This window comes from Exiguobacterium sp. SL-9, from assembly GCF_004336985.1.
Taxonomy (GTDB): domain Bacteria; phylum Bacillota; class Bacilli; order Exiguobacteriales; family Exiguobacteriaceae; genus Exiguobacterium.
Window position 1 is genome coordinate 62,152 of sequence record NZ_SJUO01000007.1, and the last position, 18,587, is coordinate 80,738.

At 42.5% G+C, this 18,587-nt stretch carries 13 protein-coding genes and 1 pseudogene; 11 read left to right on the top strand and 3 right to left on the bottom strand.

Features of this window, described 5'->3' with window-relative positions:
• Positions 1 to 737: 737 nt before the first annotated feature.
• The 5 genes and pseudogenes from EVJ34_RS16045 to EVJ34_RS14555 form a co-directional block, all read left to right on the top strand.
• Positions 738 to 890, top strand: a pseudogene (locus tag EVJ34_RS16045) (DNA/RNA non-specific endonuclease); the annotation flags it as partial.
• Between the two features lie 376 nt (positions 891 to 1,266).
• Positions 1,267 to 2,310, top strand: coding sequence for a Fic family protein (locus tag EVJ34_RS14540; RefSeq protein ID WP_236636724.1), 1,044 nt, complete (start codon positions 1,267 to 1,269; stop codon positions 2,308 to 2,310).
• 225 nt (positions 2,311 to 2,535) lie between these two features.
• Complete coding sequence (locus tag EVJ34_RS14545) at positions 2,536 to 3,237, top strand: hypothetical protein (RefSeq protein ID WP_131486118.1); 702 nt, start codon at positions 2,536 to 2,538, stop codon at positions 3,235 to 3,237.
• Positions 3,237 to 4,163 carry an AAA family ATPase gene (locus EVJ34_RS14550; protein ID WP_131486119.1) on the top strand — a complete coding sequence of 309 codons (927 nt, stop codon included), beginning with the start codon at positions 3,237 to 3,239 and terminating at the stop codon, positions 4,161 to 4,163. The genes EVJ34_RS14545 and EVJ34_RS14550 overlap by 1 nt, the downstream gene beginning before the upstream one ends.
• Positions 4,164 to 4,168: 5 nt before the next feature.
• Positions 4,169 to 5,212 (top strand): DUF58 domain-containing protein, encoded by a 1,044-nt coding sequence (locus tag EVJ34_RS14555; protein ID WP_131486120.1) that lies wholly within the window; start codon positions 4,169 to 4,171, stop codon positions 5,210 to 5,212.
• Positions 5,213 to 5,516: 304 nt separating this feature from the next.
• Here EVJ34_RS14555 and EVJ34_RS14560 read toward each other — a convergent pair whose 3' ends face one another.
• From EVJ34_RS14560 to EVJ34_RS14570, 3 genes are all read right to left on the bottom strand, one after another.
• Positions 5,517 to 5,900, bottom strand: a complete 384-nt coding sequence (locus EVJ34_RS14560) for a hypothetical protein (protein ID WP_131486121.1) — start codon at positions 5,898 to 5,900, stop codon at positions 5,517 to 5,519.
• Positions 5,901 to 6,036: 136 nt separating this feature from the next.
• Positions 6,037 to 6,234, bottom strand: coding sequence for a hypothetical protein (locus EVJ34_RS14565; RefSeq protein ID WP_131486122.1), 198 nt, complete (start codon positions 6,232 to 6,234; stop codon positions 6,037 to 6,039).
• A gap of 378 nt (positions 6,235 to 6,612) precedes the next feature.
• Positions 6,613 to 7,068, bottom strand: coding sequence for a JAB domain-containing protein (locus tag EVJ34_RS14570; RefSeq protein ID WP_131486123.1), 456 nt, complete (start codon positions 7,066 to 7,068; stop codon positions 6,613 to 6,615).
• Between the two features lie 371 nt (positions 7,069 to 7,439).
• Here EVJ34_RS14570 and EVJ34_RS14575 point away from each other — a divergent pair, with 371 nt between their 5' ends.
• From EVJ34_RS14575 to EVJ34_RS14600, 6 genes are all read left to right on the top strand, one after another.
• Positions 7,440 to 7,781, top strand: coding sequence for a YolD-like family protein (locus EVJ34_RS14575; protein WP_236636725.1), 342 nt, complete (start codon positions 7,440 to 7,442; stop codon positions 7,779 to 7,781).
• 204 nt (positions 7,782 to 7,985) lie between these two features.
• Positions 7,986 to 9,842, top strand: coding sequence for a type I restriction-modification system subunit M/S (locus tag EVJ34_RS14580; RefSeq protein ID WP_131486124.1), 1,857 nt, complete (start codon positions 7,986 to 7,988; stop codon positions 9,840 to 9,842).
• A gap of 239 nt (positions 9,843 to 10,081) precedes the next feature.
• Positions 10,082 to 12,646 (top strand): type I restriction-modification system subunit M, encoded by a 2,565-nt coding sequence (locus tag EVJ34_RS14585; protein WP_131486125.1) that lies wholly within the window; start codon positions 10,082 to 10,084, stop codon positions 12,644 to 12,646.
• Positions 12,643 to 13,938: a restriction endonuclease subunit S gene (locus EVJ34_RS14590; protein ID WP_131486126.1), complete on the top strand. Its 1,296-nt coding sequence runs from the start codon at positions 12,643 to 12,645 to the stop codon at positions 13,936 to 13,938. Before EVJ34_RS14585 ends, EVJ34_RS14590 begins: the two co-directional genes overlap by 4 nt.
• Before the next feature lie 14 nt (positions 13,939 to 13,952).
• Positions 13,953 to 17,036, top strand: coding sequence for a type I restriction endonuclease subunit R, EcoR124 family (locus EVJ34_RS14595; protein ID WP_131486127.1), 3,084 nt, complete (start codon positions 13,953 to 13,955; stop codon positions 17,034 to 17,036).
• 338 nt (positions 17,037 to 17,374) lie between these two features.
• The gene (locus EVJ34_RS14600) at positions 17,375 to 18,409 is read left to right on the top strand and encodes an HNH endonuclease family protein (protein ID WP_131486128.1); all 1,035 of its coding nucleotides are present in this window, start codon (positions 17,375 to 17,377) and stop codon (positions 18,407 to 18,409) included.
• Positions 18,410 to 18,587: the final 178 nt, after the last annotated feature.

Genomic DNA, 18,587 nt, shown 5'->3' on the forward strand with positions numbered 1-18,587 from the left:
TAATCATACCATTTCTGTAACACCATCATTCAACCGAAAGGTGTTCCGCACGTGTCATGATACGCTCACGAATGAGCCCGGATCACCATTTCTTCTCCCATACCTTGTCCTTAGATGCGTCCCAATCCTCCAATATGGCGACCTTGAAACCATGTTCCATGTCGCCGACACGCATCCATCCGAGATGTCCCATTATTCCCGTTTCTATATATAAAAAGCTTTTTAGACTTTGGTTCAATTTTAAAATGTAAGCTTTCAACAAAGAACATAGCGCGCATTACATTACATCCCTCTTTTGTCGAATTATGTCGGCTTTATAAGTGCAGGCCTCTAATTACTAGTTCGAATTTTTTTTATTCCCTGTCGGACTTTTCTTGATGTGGTGGCATCAAAAATTTACGATAGCAAGACGCGTGCTGATCACGGTCTTCTTTTTACTGTTCTGGGGATGGGCATTCAACCTTGATGAACCCACGATCAGTGCGGAACAGTGTGAGCAAGGAGTCGCTGAAGTGAAGCAGCAGCTTGCGAGTCTTCAAGCGAAATATGACGATATGAAGCTGGTGGTCAAAGACTACAAGACCGAAATCGCATCCTTAAACAAGAAATTAGAGGAAGCCGATAAAATCACGGCGCAAGAAGTAAAAGAAGCAGAAGCAAAGATGCAGAAGAAACACGAGGCCGAGCAGAATACTGTTGCCGCGACAGAAAGTAAACCCGTAGTGACCGTAGAACCGAGCGGAGACGTGTCTAGCGTTGATGCGAACGGCAACGGACAAGTGACGATTCAAGAAGCCAAAGATGCTGGATTCAGTATGCAAATCAGAAGCAGCCATTGGTTGTATCCTTATATGCAAGACAATGACGGAGATGGCATGGTAGTAGAGTAATCATACTCATGCGACGAATCAAATAGAGTCAGATTAATCAAACGCATCCTCGTGAAATCGAGGGGTGCGCTTTTTGTCCTGCTACGTCCTGCAATCTTTATACGTGGTGGCACCTGACTTTGAAACGTCTTTCACTATTAAGACTAACGACTCTCTTTATCAACATCTCGTGTGGATTGTAAAGAGAATCATTCTTCAAAAGCTAAGGGGTTTAAATATAGGTCATCAATCATTAAACATAGTCATCTGTTATATAAATGAACATGTTTAATTCATTGAATACAGTTTAAATAGGTTATACTAGGACTAAATATAGTCATATCCGAACGGAGTGACTATGTTTAATTCATTATAATAATTAATGAGGGGACTTCCTATGCGTAATTATAACTATCAGTATCTGACCAATCTGGCATTGCCGATGGAGACCGTGCGATTGATCGGTCGCATCAACGAATACAAAGGCAAACAAGACCTCTATAAACAACAGGCGCCTCAAATCCTGAACACCTTGCGTGACGTGGCGGTCATTCAATCAACAAAGGCTTCCAATGCGATTGAGGGAATCGTCGTGACCGAGAGTCGCCTACACACCATTATGTCGAAGACGTCGGAACCGGCCGACCGCTCGGAAGCGGAAATTGCCGGTTACCGGGATGTCTTGAACTTGATCCATGCGTCAGCTCAAGATATCCCGCTCAATCCGAACATCTTGCTCCAGCTTCATAAGGAGCTTTATAAGTTTGTTCCGGTCGAGGGCGGGCGATGGAAAAATGTCGACAACGAAATTAGCGAGACCTTCCCCGACGGCACACGTCGTACACGCTTCGTACCTGTTCCAGCGTTTGAGACACCCGCTGCTATCCAAGCCTTGTGCGATAGTTTGAAAGAGCGTCGTCAAAACGAGGACGTCGATCCGCTCATCCTGACAGGCATGTTCGTGCTCGACTTTTTATCCATCCATCCGTTCAATGATGGGAACGGCCGCATGGCCCGTCTCGTGACCTTATTGATGCTCTATCAACATGGTTTCGAAGTCGGCCGCTATATCAGTCTCGAGAAGATTATCGAAGAACGGAAAGAGGACTATTATGAGTCCCTACGGCTGTCATCGATTCATTGGCATGAGAACCGCCAAGACCCGTTCCCATGGATCAACTATCTGTTGAGCGTGATTCTTGCGGCCTATAAAGAGCTTGAGGAACGTGTCGGTCTCGTCACATCAGGCAGTCAAAACAAGACCGTTCGAATCAGGCGCTTCGTCGAAGGCAGAATCGTTCCGTTTACCAAATCAGATATTCGACAAGCCTGTCCCGACATCAGTGAGGCGACCATCAACCGTGTTCTTCGTGAATTACGTGACGAAGGAATAATCGCCCCGTCTGGTCTTGGTCGAAGTGCGAAATGGATCAAACAATGACTATATGAATACGGGACCTTAATTTTCATATGAAAACACCATTCGGCCGAATGGTGTTCCTCTTAGAAGTGATATTAATCAAAATTAAGAGAATTATTCATGGTAGAAATTTAATTTGGAATCAAAAAGCGAAATCTATTTTTATAATTGACTTTTTTTGTATTTAAAGGGACATTAAGGGGTAAGATGTATATCTTTAACTTCACTTGTATAAGAGGAGGGTTTATGCAGAAAAGAAAAATGTATTATTTCATCATTTCGACCTTAGTCATCCTCGCTTTATTTAAAACCGGCGGGACTTTCCTTTATGGAATGATTGTAGATCGCCCCACCCAACAAGACATGTCGGGAAATCCAAGGTATATCGACGGTGATTTGGCAACCTTTAAAGAAAAAACAGAGAATCTAGAGGATACTAATGATATACCGAAGTGGTATGATCTTTTGTCGAAAGAACGGTTTGAGAAGAAGACGTCTGGCGAAGATCAAGAGACTGCTTCAGATGTCTTAAAATGGGCCGTTATAGCTTTCTTGCTCATTTTATTTCTCAAGTACTACAAGCGAGTACGAGATTGGTGGGATAAGCGGCGACGCAAAGCGACACCGTCCTCAGCTGACGAAAGACCATTCTCAGATCGAGCCAACATGAACACGGTGACCAATACAACACCAACCTTTCTTTATGCCTCTGATACGGAGCTTGGGAAACTACTCGTGGAGTTGAATGACATCTTGAGCGACACTGAAAAACGAAAACCTCACGAGACCGTCTCAGAGTGGTTTGCACGCATTCGATTCGAACAATCTGTGAAACCTTATGCCGATGTACGATATGGAGAACTGGACGTGATCGACGAGCGCTCACTTCATGATTTCAAAGTATCTGTCAGACAATACATCCAACACTATAAAGGAGAGAAATCTTGATGAACATTCGTACGATGATTGAGGAAATCAACCAAGTCTATTTGGGCAATCCGACAGTAGTAGAGTTGTGTGTGACATCACTTTTGGCAAACGGACATGTGCTCTTAGAAGATGTACCGGGCACCGGAAAGACGATGTTGGCCAAGACATTGGCGACGAGTTTCCACGGCGACTTTTCAAGAATTCAGTTTACAGCCGACTTATTACCGTCAGATATTGTCGGTTCAGATTTTTTCAATCTAAAGACGCAAGAGTTTGAAAACAAGCAAGGCCCGATTTTCGCCAACATCGTGCTCATCGATGAAATCAACCGGGCCGTCCCACGTACCCAGTCCGCATTGCTTGAAGCGATGGAAGAACGACAGGTGACGGTCGGGGGCAAGACATATCACCTTCCTACCCCATTCTTCGTCATCGCGACGCAAAACCCGATTGAATCATCTGGTACCTTTTCTTTGCCTGATGCGCAGCTTGACCGGTTCATGATGTGTTTACATACAGGGTACCCGACCGAAGAATTCGAACTTCAATTGTTGGAGGAATCCGTCACCGAGACCCGGAAGGCGGTACTGGCGAATGTCGATTTCGAGCAACTCCTACAATATCGAGCCGATGCCATGAAAATCCACATCTCGAAAGATGTGTTACGTTATATCGTCTCGATCGCGACCGCGTCACGTAGTCACCGGAATGTTCAGACGGGGATCAGTCCACGTGCGACGATCGCGCTCTCGAAAGCCGCTCAAAGTTATGCCTATATCCAAAATCGTGACTATGTCACACCAGAGGACATCAAGTTCTTGGCCCCATACGTTTTCGCACATCGATTGACACTGACGCTCGAGGGCGAGATTAAGTCCTCGAAGGCCATGGTCATGGAAGAACTCTTGGCGACCGTCCCGGTCCCGGTCGAGATGGGCATGTGACTCCGATGAACATCACGACCAATGTATTTTTCTTGCTTGAAAAACGAATCCAAATCGTCTTATTTTCAGTGATGGTCATCTTGTTGTTCGTGCCGTACCTCTCGATCTTTTCATTCGTTCTTGCTGTTTTTTTGGCAGCAAGTCTTTATATCGAGCGTTACACGAAACGACTGACTTCACAAGTGGACGTCACGTGGAGACAGTTCGACTCGATTCTGTTCAAAGACGAAAGTTGTAAGTTCACCCTTGAACTGACGAACGTGCACCTCTTAAACGAAATGAGCACGAAAACGTATATACGTACTCCAAAGGATGGACCTTACGTTGTGAATTTAGAGGGGCATACGGAAACCATCATCGAATTGGACGAGTTGCCGTCTGATTTCGTCTTCGAACTTACAGGTAATCGAAGGGGGCCCATCGAAATAGCTGAAATCTCCATCACGATTAGCTTGCCTCTATCGTTGGGTACGTTGACACTCTATTTGGCCCCCCCTTTACGTTGGACGGTCTATCCATCGATTTCAAGTACTCATGCGCAGCGTATCCGATCACACCTGAAGCTTGGGGAGCGCGTCTCTAAATATTCTCCAATTAAGGATCGGTTACTACAAATCTCCTCGAAGCCCTATGAGGATGAACCGTCTAGACAAATCGACTGGTATGCGACGGCGAAGAAATCCACTTTGCAAACGAAACTGTACCAGCCGGTCAATCAAGACATGTTCACGGTGTATCTCGACTTGTCGGCTTCGAACGGGATCGGCCTTCATCATCAGTTCGAAGAGTTGATAGAGGATACGGCTTTGGTCAGTCGGGAATTGATCGAAAGCGGCGGGAAGGTCGAGCTGTTTGTGAACCGATTAGATCAAAAGGGACATGTCAATCACTTGAGCATCCAAGAAGGGGCGAAGCAGCTTAAAAACATCCTCGCCTTACTCTCTAGTCTCTCGGAGCAAGATCACTATATGGGTTCAACCCGTTTCTCGCCTTACGTGACGAAAATAAAAAAAAAGCAAGCTCAGCTCATAAAAATTGCATCAAGCTAACTGACTTTTTAAAAGCCGAGTTAGCTGATGTTTTTTTTTATATATAGACAGCGCACTAGATGAGGCTGGTCCATGTAAATGAAAAAACACCATTCGACCGAATGGTGTTCTTCGCGTGGCATTAAACGCGCCCACGCTCTTGGTTTTGACGTTGCCCTTACGCTCCGTGCCTCCCGTCAGAAAGAGCCAGGAACATAGAGATGCGGCGGTGAGCCAGCAGCTCTTGTTATCGGGCCGTCAGGGGGGCAGCGGTGCGATGAGCGACTTCGCCTCCTGGCGCTAGACGCTCACGCATGAGCCCGGATCACCATTCCTTCTCCCATGCCCCGTCTTTAGAGACTCCCCAATCCTCAAATCGATACTTGATGAGCCAATGGACATGCATCACTTCATATTCGAATACACCCTTAGATAATTCCGAGACGACGAATCTGACGTCTCCATTCGCCACCACCCAGGTCCCATATAGATACACTTTCTTGATCGGACGCTCTTCCGCATCTAAGTAGATTACCACCCGGAAGTAAGGCGAGTTCCGTCCATCATCGAACCGGACGACCTTCTCGACGCAATGTGCCTTGTCGACAACACGCATCCACTCGGGATATTCCATCAGTTCCGAGAACACTGTCCGGACGAATGGATCCAACCCTTCGAACGCGTAGTCATCGAGTAGTCGCTTATCCATCACGTCTCATCCCTTTCAGTTTTATAGACCGATTCCCGATACTTATGTGATTCACGCTTCGTCCAAAGACTCACTAAATAAAAAATGTATACATGTATACAAATCTACAAGTATACATGTATACATTCAGTAACATTTAGTTATGTACTTGCAACGTATTCGTATTAAAGAAGACCGTCATTTGTTTTAATCGTTCCCCTTCTTTCACCTCACAAAGGATATCCATGCTCACCAACTCAAATACCTCAGAATCAATGTCCATCCGTTCAGGAAGTCTTCTGAGCAATACCTCTTTCATCTCTTTGATCGTTTGCTGGTCCAATGTGTGATTCATTTGAATCATCCTCTCCTGTTGATAGCTCAACGATACCTTGAATCTGACCTCTCGGCATCTCGACTTGTTTCATATAAGCCCAGGGCTTACGTAGGAAAAACGACCATTTTCACCAAATAAGCACTCATTTTTCATTAATCCAAACATCGCAAATACACATTCATGAAAAAACAGAGCAACGCGAGTTCTTTATGCCTTTGACTTCTCACCAAACTATTTGTTTTCGCCACGCGAAAACATTCCTTTTCCCGGATCCGAATTCTAAATCCAGGCGAGAGCAACGCGAATCGCCGATCCCGTAAAAGAAAAACGCATGTTTTTCCTCCTTGCCCTTACCGGACGGATTAGGACCGGTCCCCCGGCCCCGCTCCTTTCCATTCAACCCATATAGCCTCGCTGTTTCATGCTGACATATGATTCGTCCGCACCGAGGATGAGATGGTCGAGCACCGGGATGCCGATGAGGTCGCCCGCCTCATGTAAGCGTTCAGAGACGAGTATGTCCTCTCGGCTCGGGCTCGGGTCCCCGCTCGGATGTTGATGACAGGCAATAATGCACGAGGCATTGTTCAAGATGGCGCATTTGAAGATTTCTCGCGGGTGGACGACGCTCGAATTGACGCTCCCGACATGCGCCCGATGGACGCCGATGACCCGATTCTTTGTGTTCAACATGATGACGAGGAACACCTCACGGTCATCATCCCCGATAAAGGATGCCCCGATTTGTCGGGCGTTGTCGGGTGACTGGATGACGGCGTGCTCGAGGGCGACCATTTCCTCTCGAACCTCTTGCTTGATACGGATGACCTCGATGATTGACGATAGTTCCATGATGGTTTGTCCCCTTTCGGATAAGCTGTCCTCAGAACGAACACCGTTGTGCGTCCTGTTGACGGGAACGCAGCGAGCGTCGGGGGACGGTGCAAGGGCGACCGCAGGGAGAGCCTCAAAAAAATGCGTAGAGCAAACGCAGGGCCAGGCTTCCGTAGCCAACGAGCGAAAAGCCTTGCTTTGAGCCAAAAACGAAGGAAGACGGGCCGGAGGGCGCGTCATTTTTTTGACGTCCCTTGCACCGACGACCAGCGAGCTAGAGTACGGAAACAGGACGCACGGATCACAAATCTTTTAAAAGGCTGTTCAAACGAGATAAACCGGGTATAAAATAAGAACAAATGTTCGTTTTACAGGGAGGAGGAATTGTTATGACGATGTATCGCGATCGAGGTGAACTGAAATGGATTCCATTTTTGATGCCGGAGCATCGTGCGCTGCTCACGAAATACTATAAAGAAATTCAAAAGATTGAGATGCCCGAAATCGATGAACAAGTGCTCTCGATATATGAAAACGTGTTGAACGATGCAATCTTTAGTGGGGATTTGGTGGAGGTGAGGTATGTAGAGGAGCGGCAAATGAAGCGGTTTAAGGGATTCGTACACCGTACAAACTACCTGGAGCGGACCGTTGAGCTAGCCAACGAGCGAGACGGGATCACCAATGTCCCTTTTGAGTCAATCGTGCATGTAGAACGGTCAATCGATTGACGCCCCAGCGGTTGTTCGAAATCTGCGCCACGAAACGTAGTGATTCATTTCAACACATCACAATACAACGGTTTTTGTATTAACTTTTAAAAAAGTTATGCATAATTTTTATAAAAGTATCGTTTGAATAGATGATATTTGTTATATTCAACTTATCAACAAAAACAGATTCTATATTATGCATACCAAAAAGAAAGGTACGTGATGAAAATGGCGAAAAAGTCGTTATATGAAGCGATTCAATCTTTACGCAACGCAACACATCGCGATTCTGAGATTTCACCATTTGTCTTAGGTGTCTTGTTCAAACATTTAGAAAGAGTTGAAGGCAAAGACTATCTGGGACGCGTTGTGCGTGAAGAGGACAATATCGAGCTGGAACTCGATACAATCCTTACTGAAATAGAACAAGCGCATCCCGAGTTATCAGGCATTAGACATCTTCACATCAAATCGGTAGAAAAGTTAAGACTCTTTTGGCTAGAGCTAGATCGATATTTGAACGAAGTAACAGACTTATCGATCTTTATTGATGACCTGATTGAAGAACTCTCTAGTATTGGTTCTAGAACTTCGGATTTGTTCCCTACTCCTCCATCCATCAACAATTTAGCTCTCCAACTAATAAATCCAGGTAGTGGTAGTTTCCATGACAGCATGTGCGGTCTCGGAGGAAGTCTACTTTCTACCTATAAACATGTAACTATGAAAGAAGAGACACTTCAATTAACAGGACAAGACATTAATCCGATTAATGTTGCAATTACAAAAGTTAGACTTTTCATAGAAGGAGTCAAGGATGCGACTATCAAGTTTGGCGATATCATCAGTTCTCCTCAATTCGTAGAAAATGGACGTCTAGAAAAATTTGACTATATTTTTATCGATCCGCCATTTGGGCTCTCATGGCGACCGGAAGGCGACCAATATGATCGCTTTATATTTGGCACCCCACCCTCTAGTAAGATGGAGCTTGCTGTTTTGACCCATGCACTTGTCAGTTTAAAAGATAAAGGGCGAGCGGCAGTAATCATGAGTGGAGGAGTCCTATATGCAGGGGGAGCGAGTGCGAGAATTCGTCAAAACATCATCGATTTAGATTATGTCGAGGCTGTGATCACCCTTCCTTCCAATCTTTATCAAAATACAGCCTTGCAAACACACCTCATTATGCTGAATAAAGATAAAGATTTAGAAAGACGAAACGAGATTTTGTTTATTAATGGAGAAGAACTGTACCAAGAAATCGGTAAACGAAAGCGGGCTATTAGTGAAAAAGGAATGCAAAAAATTATCGAGACGTATCGGTCTTGGAAAGTCGAGGGCGGCTTCAGCAAAATTGTCCGAAACAGTGAACTAAACGAAAGCAATCTATTGCCTTCTCAATACATCTTTTCAAATCAACTCACAATCGAACCTTTCGGTGATATCGAAGTATCCATGGATAAACTAGAAGAGATGAATACGGCACCACTAGGTGATTTTGTAAAACTTTTCAGAGGATACAATGTCTCCCCGAGTGATGAGGATACAGAAGGTCAATATAAAGTCGTCAAAGCATCCGATATACAAGAAGGTCAATTGCATTATAAAAACGTCACTCGATATAATATTCAGAAGAAATTCAATATTGAAGACTATAGACTGAAAAAAGGTGACCTTCTTATCACGGTGCGTGGACGATCAATCAAGGTTGCACGCGTCGATGTAGAGGACGAACATCTGCTATTTTCGCAAAACTTTCTGGGCATTCGATGCGGAGAATTGATAGATCCTCAATACCTCAAGCTCTATCTAGAAAGCCCGGTGGCGCAGTTCATTCTCACGAGTAAATTAAGCGGGACGACCATCCCAGTTCTTAACCGTAAAGACCTAGAACAATTGCCATTCCTGAACATTCCTCTAGAAGAGCAGAAAAGGATTGCACAGCAAACTGAAGAAAAGCATACAAAATTACGTTCTGAGATCAAACGTGTTCAGAATGAAATGATGCAAAACAAAAAGCAGTCTTATGAGGACATGGGATTAGCCAATCTGTTCTCTATAAAGAACAGAGCCTAAGGCGCTACTAAGCTACTCTATCATTATCGTCACATGAGAGGTCACTTAGACAACGGAGTAAGTTCTACGTGATTCAACTATGAGAGGCGAAAAGCAGCAAACATACTTTTATCTAGATTGTTTGATTAACGAGATAGGTTTTATTTGGTCGACACTCATAAAATTATATTGATATGATATAAGCATTCATGAGGCTTCATCGATTCATACATCATAAGAAGATTATTGGGGGATTTGCAGTGATTACATCAGAAGAAATTAAACGTAGATTATGGGACGGCGCAAACGAACTGCGCGGCTCAATGGACGCCAGTCGTTATAAGGATTATATGCTCGGATTGATGTTCTATAAGTTCTTGAGTGACAAGACTTTAGAAACCTTCAAAGTAACGAGTGGTCTAAATAATATGAGTCAGACTGAATTGGTAGAAGAGTACTCAAAGGCGCACAACGAATTTGGAGAACAGTTAGATAAAATGATACAAAACGTTCTCGGCTATTTTGTTGCGCCAGAATATCTCTATCAAACTTGGATTAAAGACATCAATTCCGGGGATTTTGAAGTTCAAAAAGTGACGGATAGTTTAAATAATTTTGAACGTACGATTGCCGTATCTGATGATGCGAGTGACTTCAAAGGGTTGTTCTCAAGTTCTACGCTAGATTTAACGAATACCGCGCTAGGTAGCAACTTAAACGAACGTAGCAAAAACATCAAAGCATTGATTTTGCTATTTGCAGACTTAAACATGGTTGCCCTACAAAAAGGTGATGTATTGGGAGATGCGTATGAGTATCTCATCGGTCAGTTTGCCATGGAATCAGGAAAGAAAGCAGGAGAATTCTATACCCCGCGACAAGTCAGTGAAGTCATGGCCCAAATCATCGCGAAAAAGACCGATATAAAGTCAATCTATGACCCTACCGTCGGTTCAGGCTCACTTCTCTTAACGGTCAAGAAACATTTAAGTGAAGAGGTTCAAAAAGATCTCGCTTATTACGGACAGGAAAAAAATACAGCAACCTATAACTTGACTCGTATGAACTTATTACTTCATGGGGTCCGTCCAGAAAAAATGGTCATCAATAATGGCGATACCCTCTCCCGAGACTGGCCAGAAGACCCGGAACGTCCAAATGAAGGCGTACAGTTTGATGCTGTCGTCATGAATCCACCGTATTCTGTGAAGAACTGGAACGCAGCGGGACTTAAAGTCAGTGATCCGCGCTTTGAGGTCGCCGGTGCACTTCCACCAGACTCAAAAGGAGACTTTGCATTCCTATTACACGGCCTGTTCCACTTGGGTCAAAATGGGACAATGGCGATTGTATTGCCTCACGGTGTTCTCTTCCGTGGAGGCGCAGAAGGCGAAATCCGAGAACGTTTACTCGAGAAAAACTACATCGATACCGTCATTGGGTTACCAAGTAACTTGTTTACCAATACAGGAATCCCTGTAGCCATTTTAATCTTGAAAAAAAATCGAGAAACCGGCGAACCATTACTCGTGATAGATGCTTCTCGCGGTTTCACGAAAGTCGGAAAACAGAACGTTCTACTCGAGAAAGATATCGCCAAAATCGTCGATACGTACGTTGAACGTAGAGAAGAAGCAGGCTATAGCCGATTAGTGAAGCGCGAAGAAATTCTTAAAAATCAATACAATATGAACATCCCACGTTATGTCGAAGCGATTGACGAGGAAATCCCGCAAGACGTAGACGCACACTTATTTGGTGGAATTCCTCAACAGAACATTGATGACTTGAAAGTACTGCAGTCCACAATACCAGATGTATTGAATGCGTCTTTACAAGAAGTTCGTAAGGGTTACGTGGAGTTGGTGAAACCCGTTAAGGAGATCTCTTCTCTTGTCTTCAATGATTCGCGTGTCCTTGAAAAATCAAAAGAACTTGAAGCTGAAATAACGACTTATATCCATAAACATTTCGATACGATTCGAAATGTAGAGAATATCAGTACATTGCCGCAGTTGATGGAAAACATGTTGATCGAAATAAAAGTAATTCTTTCAGCCTTTGACAATATCGATGTCTATGACGGCTACCAAATCATCGCAGAAATCTGGAAACAATCATTATCTCACGACACAGAAATCATTGCGTTGAGTGATTTTTATACAGCCGGACGTACACGTGAACCGAACATGGTGACGAAGGGCTCCGGTAAAAAGACACGCGTCGAACAAGACGGATGGATTGGTAGTATCGTGCCGAATGCGTTAGTTGAAAAACAGCTATATCGCGATGAGCTAGAAGAAATTGAAACAAAGAAATCACGTATGCAAGAAATCGAAGCGGAGCTAGCTGATTTAGTCGAAGCTGCAAAGGTTGAAGATAGCGAGGAAGGCAATGTACTAGGTGATACATTGAGTGAAGCTAGTGAAGCTTTTAATAGTAAGGCGCTTAAAGCTGAGTTGAAAAAAGTGGTCAAAAACTCAAGTGAATATAAACAACTTAAACATGTTGAACAGTTACTTTCGGAGAAAGCTTCGCTTGGTAGAGAAGTGAAAGCACATGAAAAAACGCTCAAGGAAGTAGCACAAGAACGAATCTTGACTTTGACGAACGACGAAATCGATAACTTGATGTATGAAAAGTGGTTTGGTAATACAGTCAATGCTTTAGTTCGATTAATAGAACTACCATTACAAAACGAGTTAAATACCCTTCAGATGTTGCATAATCGCTATGCTTATACACTGTCAGCCATTGATGAAGAAAGTCGCAGTTTAGAATTGGCATTTGATGCCTTAATGAGTGAACTGGTGGTGGAATCATGACAGAACAAACAAATTTAGTTCCTAAAAGGCGGTTTAAAGAGTTTGAAAATACTTCTGCTTGGAAGCAGAGTATGTTGGGCGACGTGATAGAGGGTCTATATAACGGACAGACCCCATCGAGATTCCGAAGTGATTTTTGGAATGGCGATATTAACTGGTTAACTAGCGGTGAATTAAACCGCTCGATTGTGAAAACAACAATCGAGAAAATAACAATGGCAGGACAGACCGATGCTAATTTACGAATAGTTCCTAAAAACACATTTGTTTTAGCAATAACCGGACTAGAAGCTGCCGGTACTCGTGGAAATTGTGGAATTCTTGGTATTGATACAACCTTAAACCAGTCCTGTATGGCATTGTATCCCAATAAAGAACTATTAAGTACACATTTCTTATTCCAATGGTATAAGTTGGTAGGTGAAGATTACGGTCTTCGATATACTCAAGGAACAAAGCAGCAAAGTTATAATGCTGAAATTATTAAAAATCTTGAGATTTGTTTACCACAAGTAAAAGAACAAAAGAAAATAGGCCGTTTTTTTAAACACTTAGACCATCTTATCATCCTTCAACAGCGCAAACTAGAAAAGACAAAAGCACTAAAGGCTGCCTATCTTTCAGAAATGTTTCCTGCTGAAGGTGAGGTCGTACCTAAACGGAGATTTGCAGGATTTACTCAAAAGTGGGAAGAATCTGAATTCCAAAACATCTTTTCATATATGCAAAATAATGCTCTCTCTAGAGCTGATTTAAATTATGAGAATGGGTATGCTCTAAATCTTCATTATGGAGATATTTTAACTAAATTCGGTGAATACTTGGACGTCTCAAATAATAAATTACCTCGAGTATCAAATGAGTTAGTTGTAGCAAAATATAAATCTTCATTTTTAAAAAATGGCGATGTAGTTATTGCTGATGCTGCAGAAGACGAAACTGTAGGAAAGTGTACGGAAATAGCAGGTTTAGGTGATAAAGATATGTTAGCAGGACTTCATACGATTGCATGTAGACCAAACCGGGATTTCGCATCTGGATATCTTGGATACTATATGAATTCTTTTGCATATCACGATCAATTATTACGATTAATACAAGGAACCAAAGTCAGTTCAATATCAAAATCTGCTCTTAAAACTACAATTATAAAATTCCCTAAAGATATTAATGAACAGAAGAAAATCGGAAACTTCTTCAAACAACTCGATGACATCATCACTCATCATCAGAGAAAATTAGAAAAACTGCAAAATCTGAAAAAAGCATACTTAACCGAGATGTTTGTTTAAAAGGAGACGATGTCATGAGCAAAGCACCGAAAAGTGCAGCTGAAAAAACGTTTCAAGATAACTTTGTAAAAGAACTACAAAAATATAAATGGGAAGCCCCCGATTTCTTAGATGGGAATCAGCAACAAGTTACGGTTGCTGATCTCATTCAACATTGGCGTAAAGAACTGAATCGTATCAATGCCGACCAACTTGAAGGTGTTGAATTGACGGATAACGAGTTCAAACAGGTTATGGCAAAAGTGAGTCAAATCAGTAATAGCTACGAAGCCGCCAAACTTTTGGCCATTGAAGAATCAAAAGGCAAGATTGACGGTATTTATCGTGACGACAATCCTAATATCACACGAACGCAAATTACCTTGACCATCTTCAAAAAAGCCGAAGTACGCGGTGGCGATTCAAGCTACCGCATCGCAAGAGAAGTACAGACACCGAATAACAATCGTTTTGATCTGGTGTTACTGATTAACGGTCTGCCTCTCATCAATATCGAACAAAAGCGCACTGACAAAACGCTAGATGAAGCATATGGTCAGTTCATGCGCTATTATCGCGATGGCGAATACACTCATAATTTCATGGCGTTTTCGCAGATGATGGTGATTACTTCTGAAATCGCTACTCGTTATTTCGCCACACCGAAGTCAATTGATGACTTTAACCTGAGTTTTGTCTTCCATTGGGCTGATAAAGAAAACCATGTCGTGAACGCATGGGAACAGGTCGTCGCACAGTTTCTGATGATTCCGATGGCGCATCAAATGGTCGGCGATTACTTGGTCATTGACGAAGCGCGTCTTGAAGAAAACAGACGGCATATGCTCATGCGTCCGTATCAAGTCCATGCGTTGCAGGCTGTGGAAGGTGCAGCTTTTGGCTGGGACAATAAAGAAAAAATCCCTCACGGAGGATTTGTGTGGCACACGACAGGATCTGGTAAAACAATTACAAGTTTTAAAACTGCTCTATTCTTGTCTACACGAGCCGGGTTCGATAAAGTCGTCTTTCTCGTTGATCGGCGTGAGCTTGATAATCGTACTAGTGAAAACTTTAAAGCGTATGCAGCGTATGAATCGGTGTCTGTCGATGATACCAAGCATACCTATCAACTTAGGAAGATACTGAAGTCTCCTAAAAATGGCATTGTCGTGACGACAACGTTCAAGCTGAACGCTCTGGTGAAAGAATTAGAAGAAGCACAAGATGCGAGCTTGACCGATAAAAAAGTCATCTTTATTATCGATGAAGCCCATCGGACGACAATGGGTCAGATGATGGGGACAATTCAACGACACTTCAAGAAAAATGGACTCTTCTTTGGATTTACCGGGACGCCACTATTTGATGAAAATAAAATCAAAGGTAAGGTAAATGAAAAAAGTGAAGTGATCAATACGACGGAAAAATTGTTCGGTCCTAAATTGCACCAGTATACGATTGATGAAGCCATCGCGGATAAAAACGTATTGGGGTTCCATGTGGACTATATCAACACCGGTGAATTTAGAAGCTATGACGATTTGAGAGAGCAACTGGTCGAAAAAATAAAAGAAGAAAAACCTGACTTAGCGGACAGAGATATCGAACGCGAAGTTCAAGAGTTGTCCGAGGTCGACGTGGAAAAACAGGCGAAAAAGTTAGGACTTCTCACTTACCATGACGAGACACATATCCCACGCGTTGCAGAAGAAATTCTAAAGAATTGGGACTTACAGTCACAAGGAAGAGAATTTAACGCGATTTTAACTGTCGCCTATAAAAATCGTGTCATTGCCTATTATGAAGAATTCCAAAAACAGATGGCAATGCGTGGTGAACATTTGAACATCGCCATGACATTTAGTTTTGGCAATGAAAATGACCCTTCTCCCCTCGATCCCGAAATTGTGAAAGGGATGTTTAAGGATTACGCTGCATTTACTGGAATTTCGTTTGTAGCCGGTGATAAGAAGCATGGGGAAGAAGCTTATTTTGAAGATCTTGTAGAACGTGCCACTCGAGGCGGAAGCGGGCGAAACCCTAAGAACATAGATCTTGTGATTGTCGCAGATCAGCTCTTGACTGGTTACGATTCCAAGCGACTGAATACGCTCTACATTGATCGTCCACTTGAACTCCAAGGGTTGATTCAAGCCTACTCGAGAACCAATCGAGTGTTTGGCCCAGCCAAAGAATTCGGGACAATTATTAACTTTCAATACCCTCGTATTACTGAAGAATTTGTTAATGAGGCGTTGCGGTTATATGGAAGTGGTGGAAAGAGTAGCAAAGCCATTGTCGAACCTTACGAGACGTCTGTACAGAAGTTCGCGATAAAAATTTCCGAAATGACTCCGACCTTGCCTGATCCTACAGACTGGCAAACGATTGAACATGACGAAGTGAGAAAAGAAGCCTTCTTACTCGCCTTTAAAGACGCTGCAGAGCAGTTGAATTTAGTCGAGCAATACTATGAATTCCAGTGGGATGATCATGCTTTTGGTATCGATGAACATACGTGGTTACAATATGTTGGGGCATATAAAAACTTAACGTGGAAGCCTGGCGGTCCTCCTCCACCTTCACCTGTAAATGTGTTAGTTGGCAAAACCAAACTAGCAGGTACCCAAGTGATTGATGCCGCTCACATTCTTAGTTTGATTGATTCAAAGATCACCACGTCAAATGGTGTCCAAACGGTAGATAGCGAAACCCTTCGTATCATTTATCAACAGATTCAGGAATTGAGTAACATGGGAGATAACGAGCAAGCCCAACTATTAAGGGAATTCGTCGATACCGAGTTGGTACCTGGGAACTTATCTAGTAATATGAATTTTGATGAGTCATTTGAGCTGTGGAAATCCACTCAAATGCAAACGGCCGTGAATGCGTTAGCTATGGAGTGGGGGCTAGATAGCGATCTTCTTGAAAAATCAGTTCGTTCTTATTCGCCTTCGCAACCAGACGTTGTACCCTATATCGATGAACTCATCAAAAGTGTTGATTACGACGCGGCCATCCATCAAGCGGGTAACAATCGATTAATGCATGTCATGAAATTAACTGGGAAACTCCCGGAGCTAATTGCTGAAATCAAGCAGCGGTATAGTTAAGTTAATAAACACTTCGGAAAAATATCAGTCTTAATAACGAACGTTAAATAGACAAATTTAATTTATTTTTACATTAAAACGAGAAGGGCTTACAAAAGCCTTTCTCGTTTTCAATATATTGTTCGCTAACTCGTCTTTTTATCAATGTATAATTACTACATAGATTAACAAGAAAACAGACCGTTCTAACTTTTGAGTTTCTCTCATAGATTGAGACAGTCTAGATACACAAATATTTGATGCCATAAGGTATCAGCTTATGAAGTAAGAAATTACTTTGAAAATGTATTTACGCTTATCTATAAAATCTCATAGCATAAATTTCAGGAGCGTGACTAATGAATACTTTTACGGAATTTCATCCCTCTTTAGAATCTTATTTCCGCTCAATCATTCTTTTCGGCCGAAATGTTGCTTCTTATAAATTCGCCATGGCAAAATCTCTTTTAGAGTTAAATCAACATCACACGAATACATTTATTTCTCTTGAAGATATATCTATTCCATTCGCTCATCATGTATGTGAACACTTAAAAATAAGTGATAGACAAGCTACCTCTCCTTCAAGTAAATTTTTAGACATTTGTCGAGGTTACAACTCCGGAAGTGTATCCCATGAGCAACTAATAGATGCAACTAAAAAACTCGGATTCGTAAACGTATTAGACGCATTTCATAATGTTAGCAACGGAACGCTTCCGGTTTCCTTTTTCGAGGTACAAAAACATGGGAAGACAAAAGGAATTGTTTTAACTGATGATCTGTATAACATCTTACAATCTGTACAATCCGAGAACTTCTCACTCGAAGTGGAAGCTAGATGGCGATTAGTTGAAACAGCGTGGGGCCTAAATATCGCTTCTTCTCTATTAAATGTTAAACACGATACCGTTAAGGAGAAGTTCTTTATCCAAGAAACGGATCGACATAAACGAATCAATATTACTTCTTCTAGAGACGCTCTAAATGGTTATCAAAAAGGAAAATGTTTTTACTGTTTCCGTGATATTAGTATTCAATCAGGCGACCCTAGTTTAGCTGATGTTGATCACTTCATTCCTCATACTTTAGGCACTGAATTTGAAGAGAATTTGAATGGCGTTTGGAACTTAGTGTTAGCATGCCAAAGCTGTAACCGAGGAGAGAATGGCAAATTTGCACGCATTCCTTCACTGGAATATCTGGAGCGGCTTCATCGAAGAAATGAATTTTTCATCGAAAGTCATCATCCCTTACGCGAAACTTTACTTAACCAAACTGGTGCTTCCACTGACGCACGCATTAAGTATCTACAGATGATGTATAACTTAAGTGTCTCTTTGTCAGGCGGAATACGTTGGAAACCTACTTTCGAATTACCAGCTTCTTTTTAAACGAATTTATGGTGATTTTAGATCTATCTTTAGTCCTTACATTCTATATATATAAATAAGACGTAACTCTGATTCACTAAATACAGTTGAAGAGCTTCATTACAGGCTGTTCAGAAGTTTTCACGGTACAATATATGACTGCTCGGTCATGAATAACGTCACCACCTTTCTCCGAGAT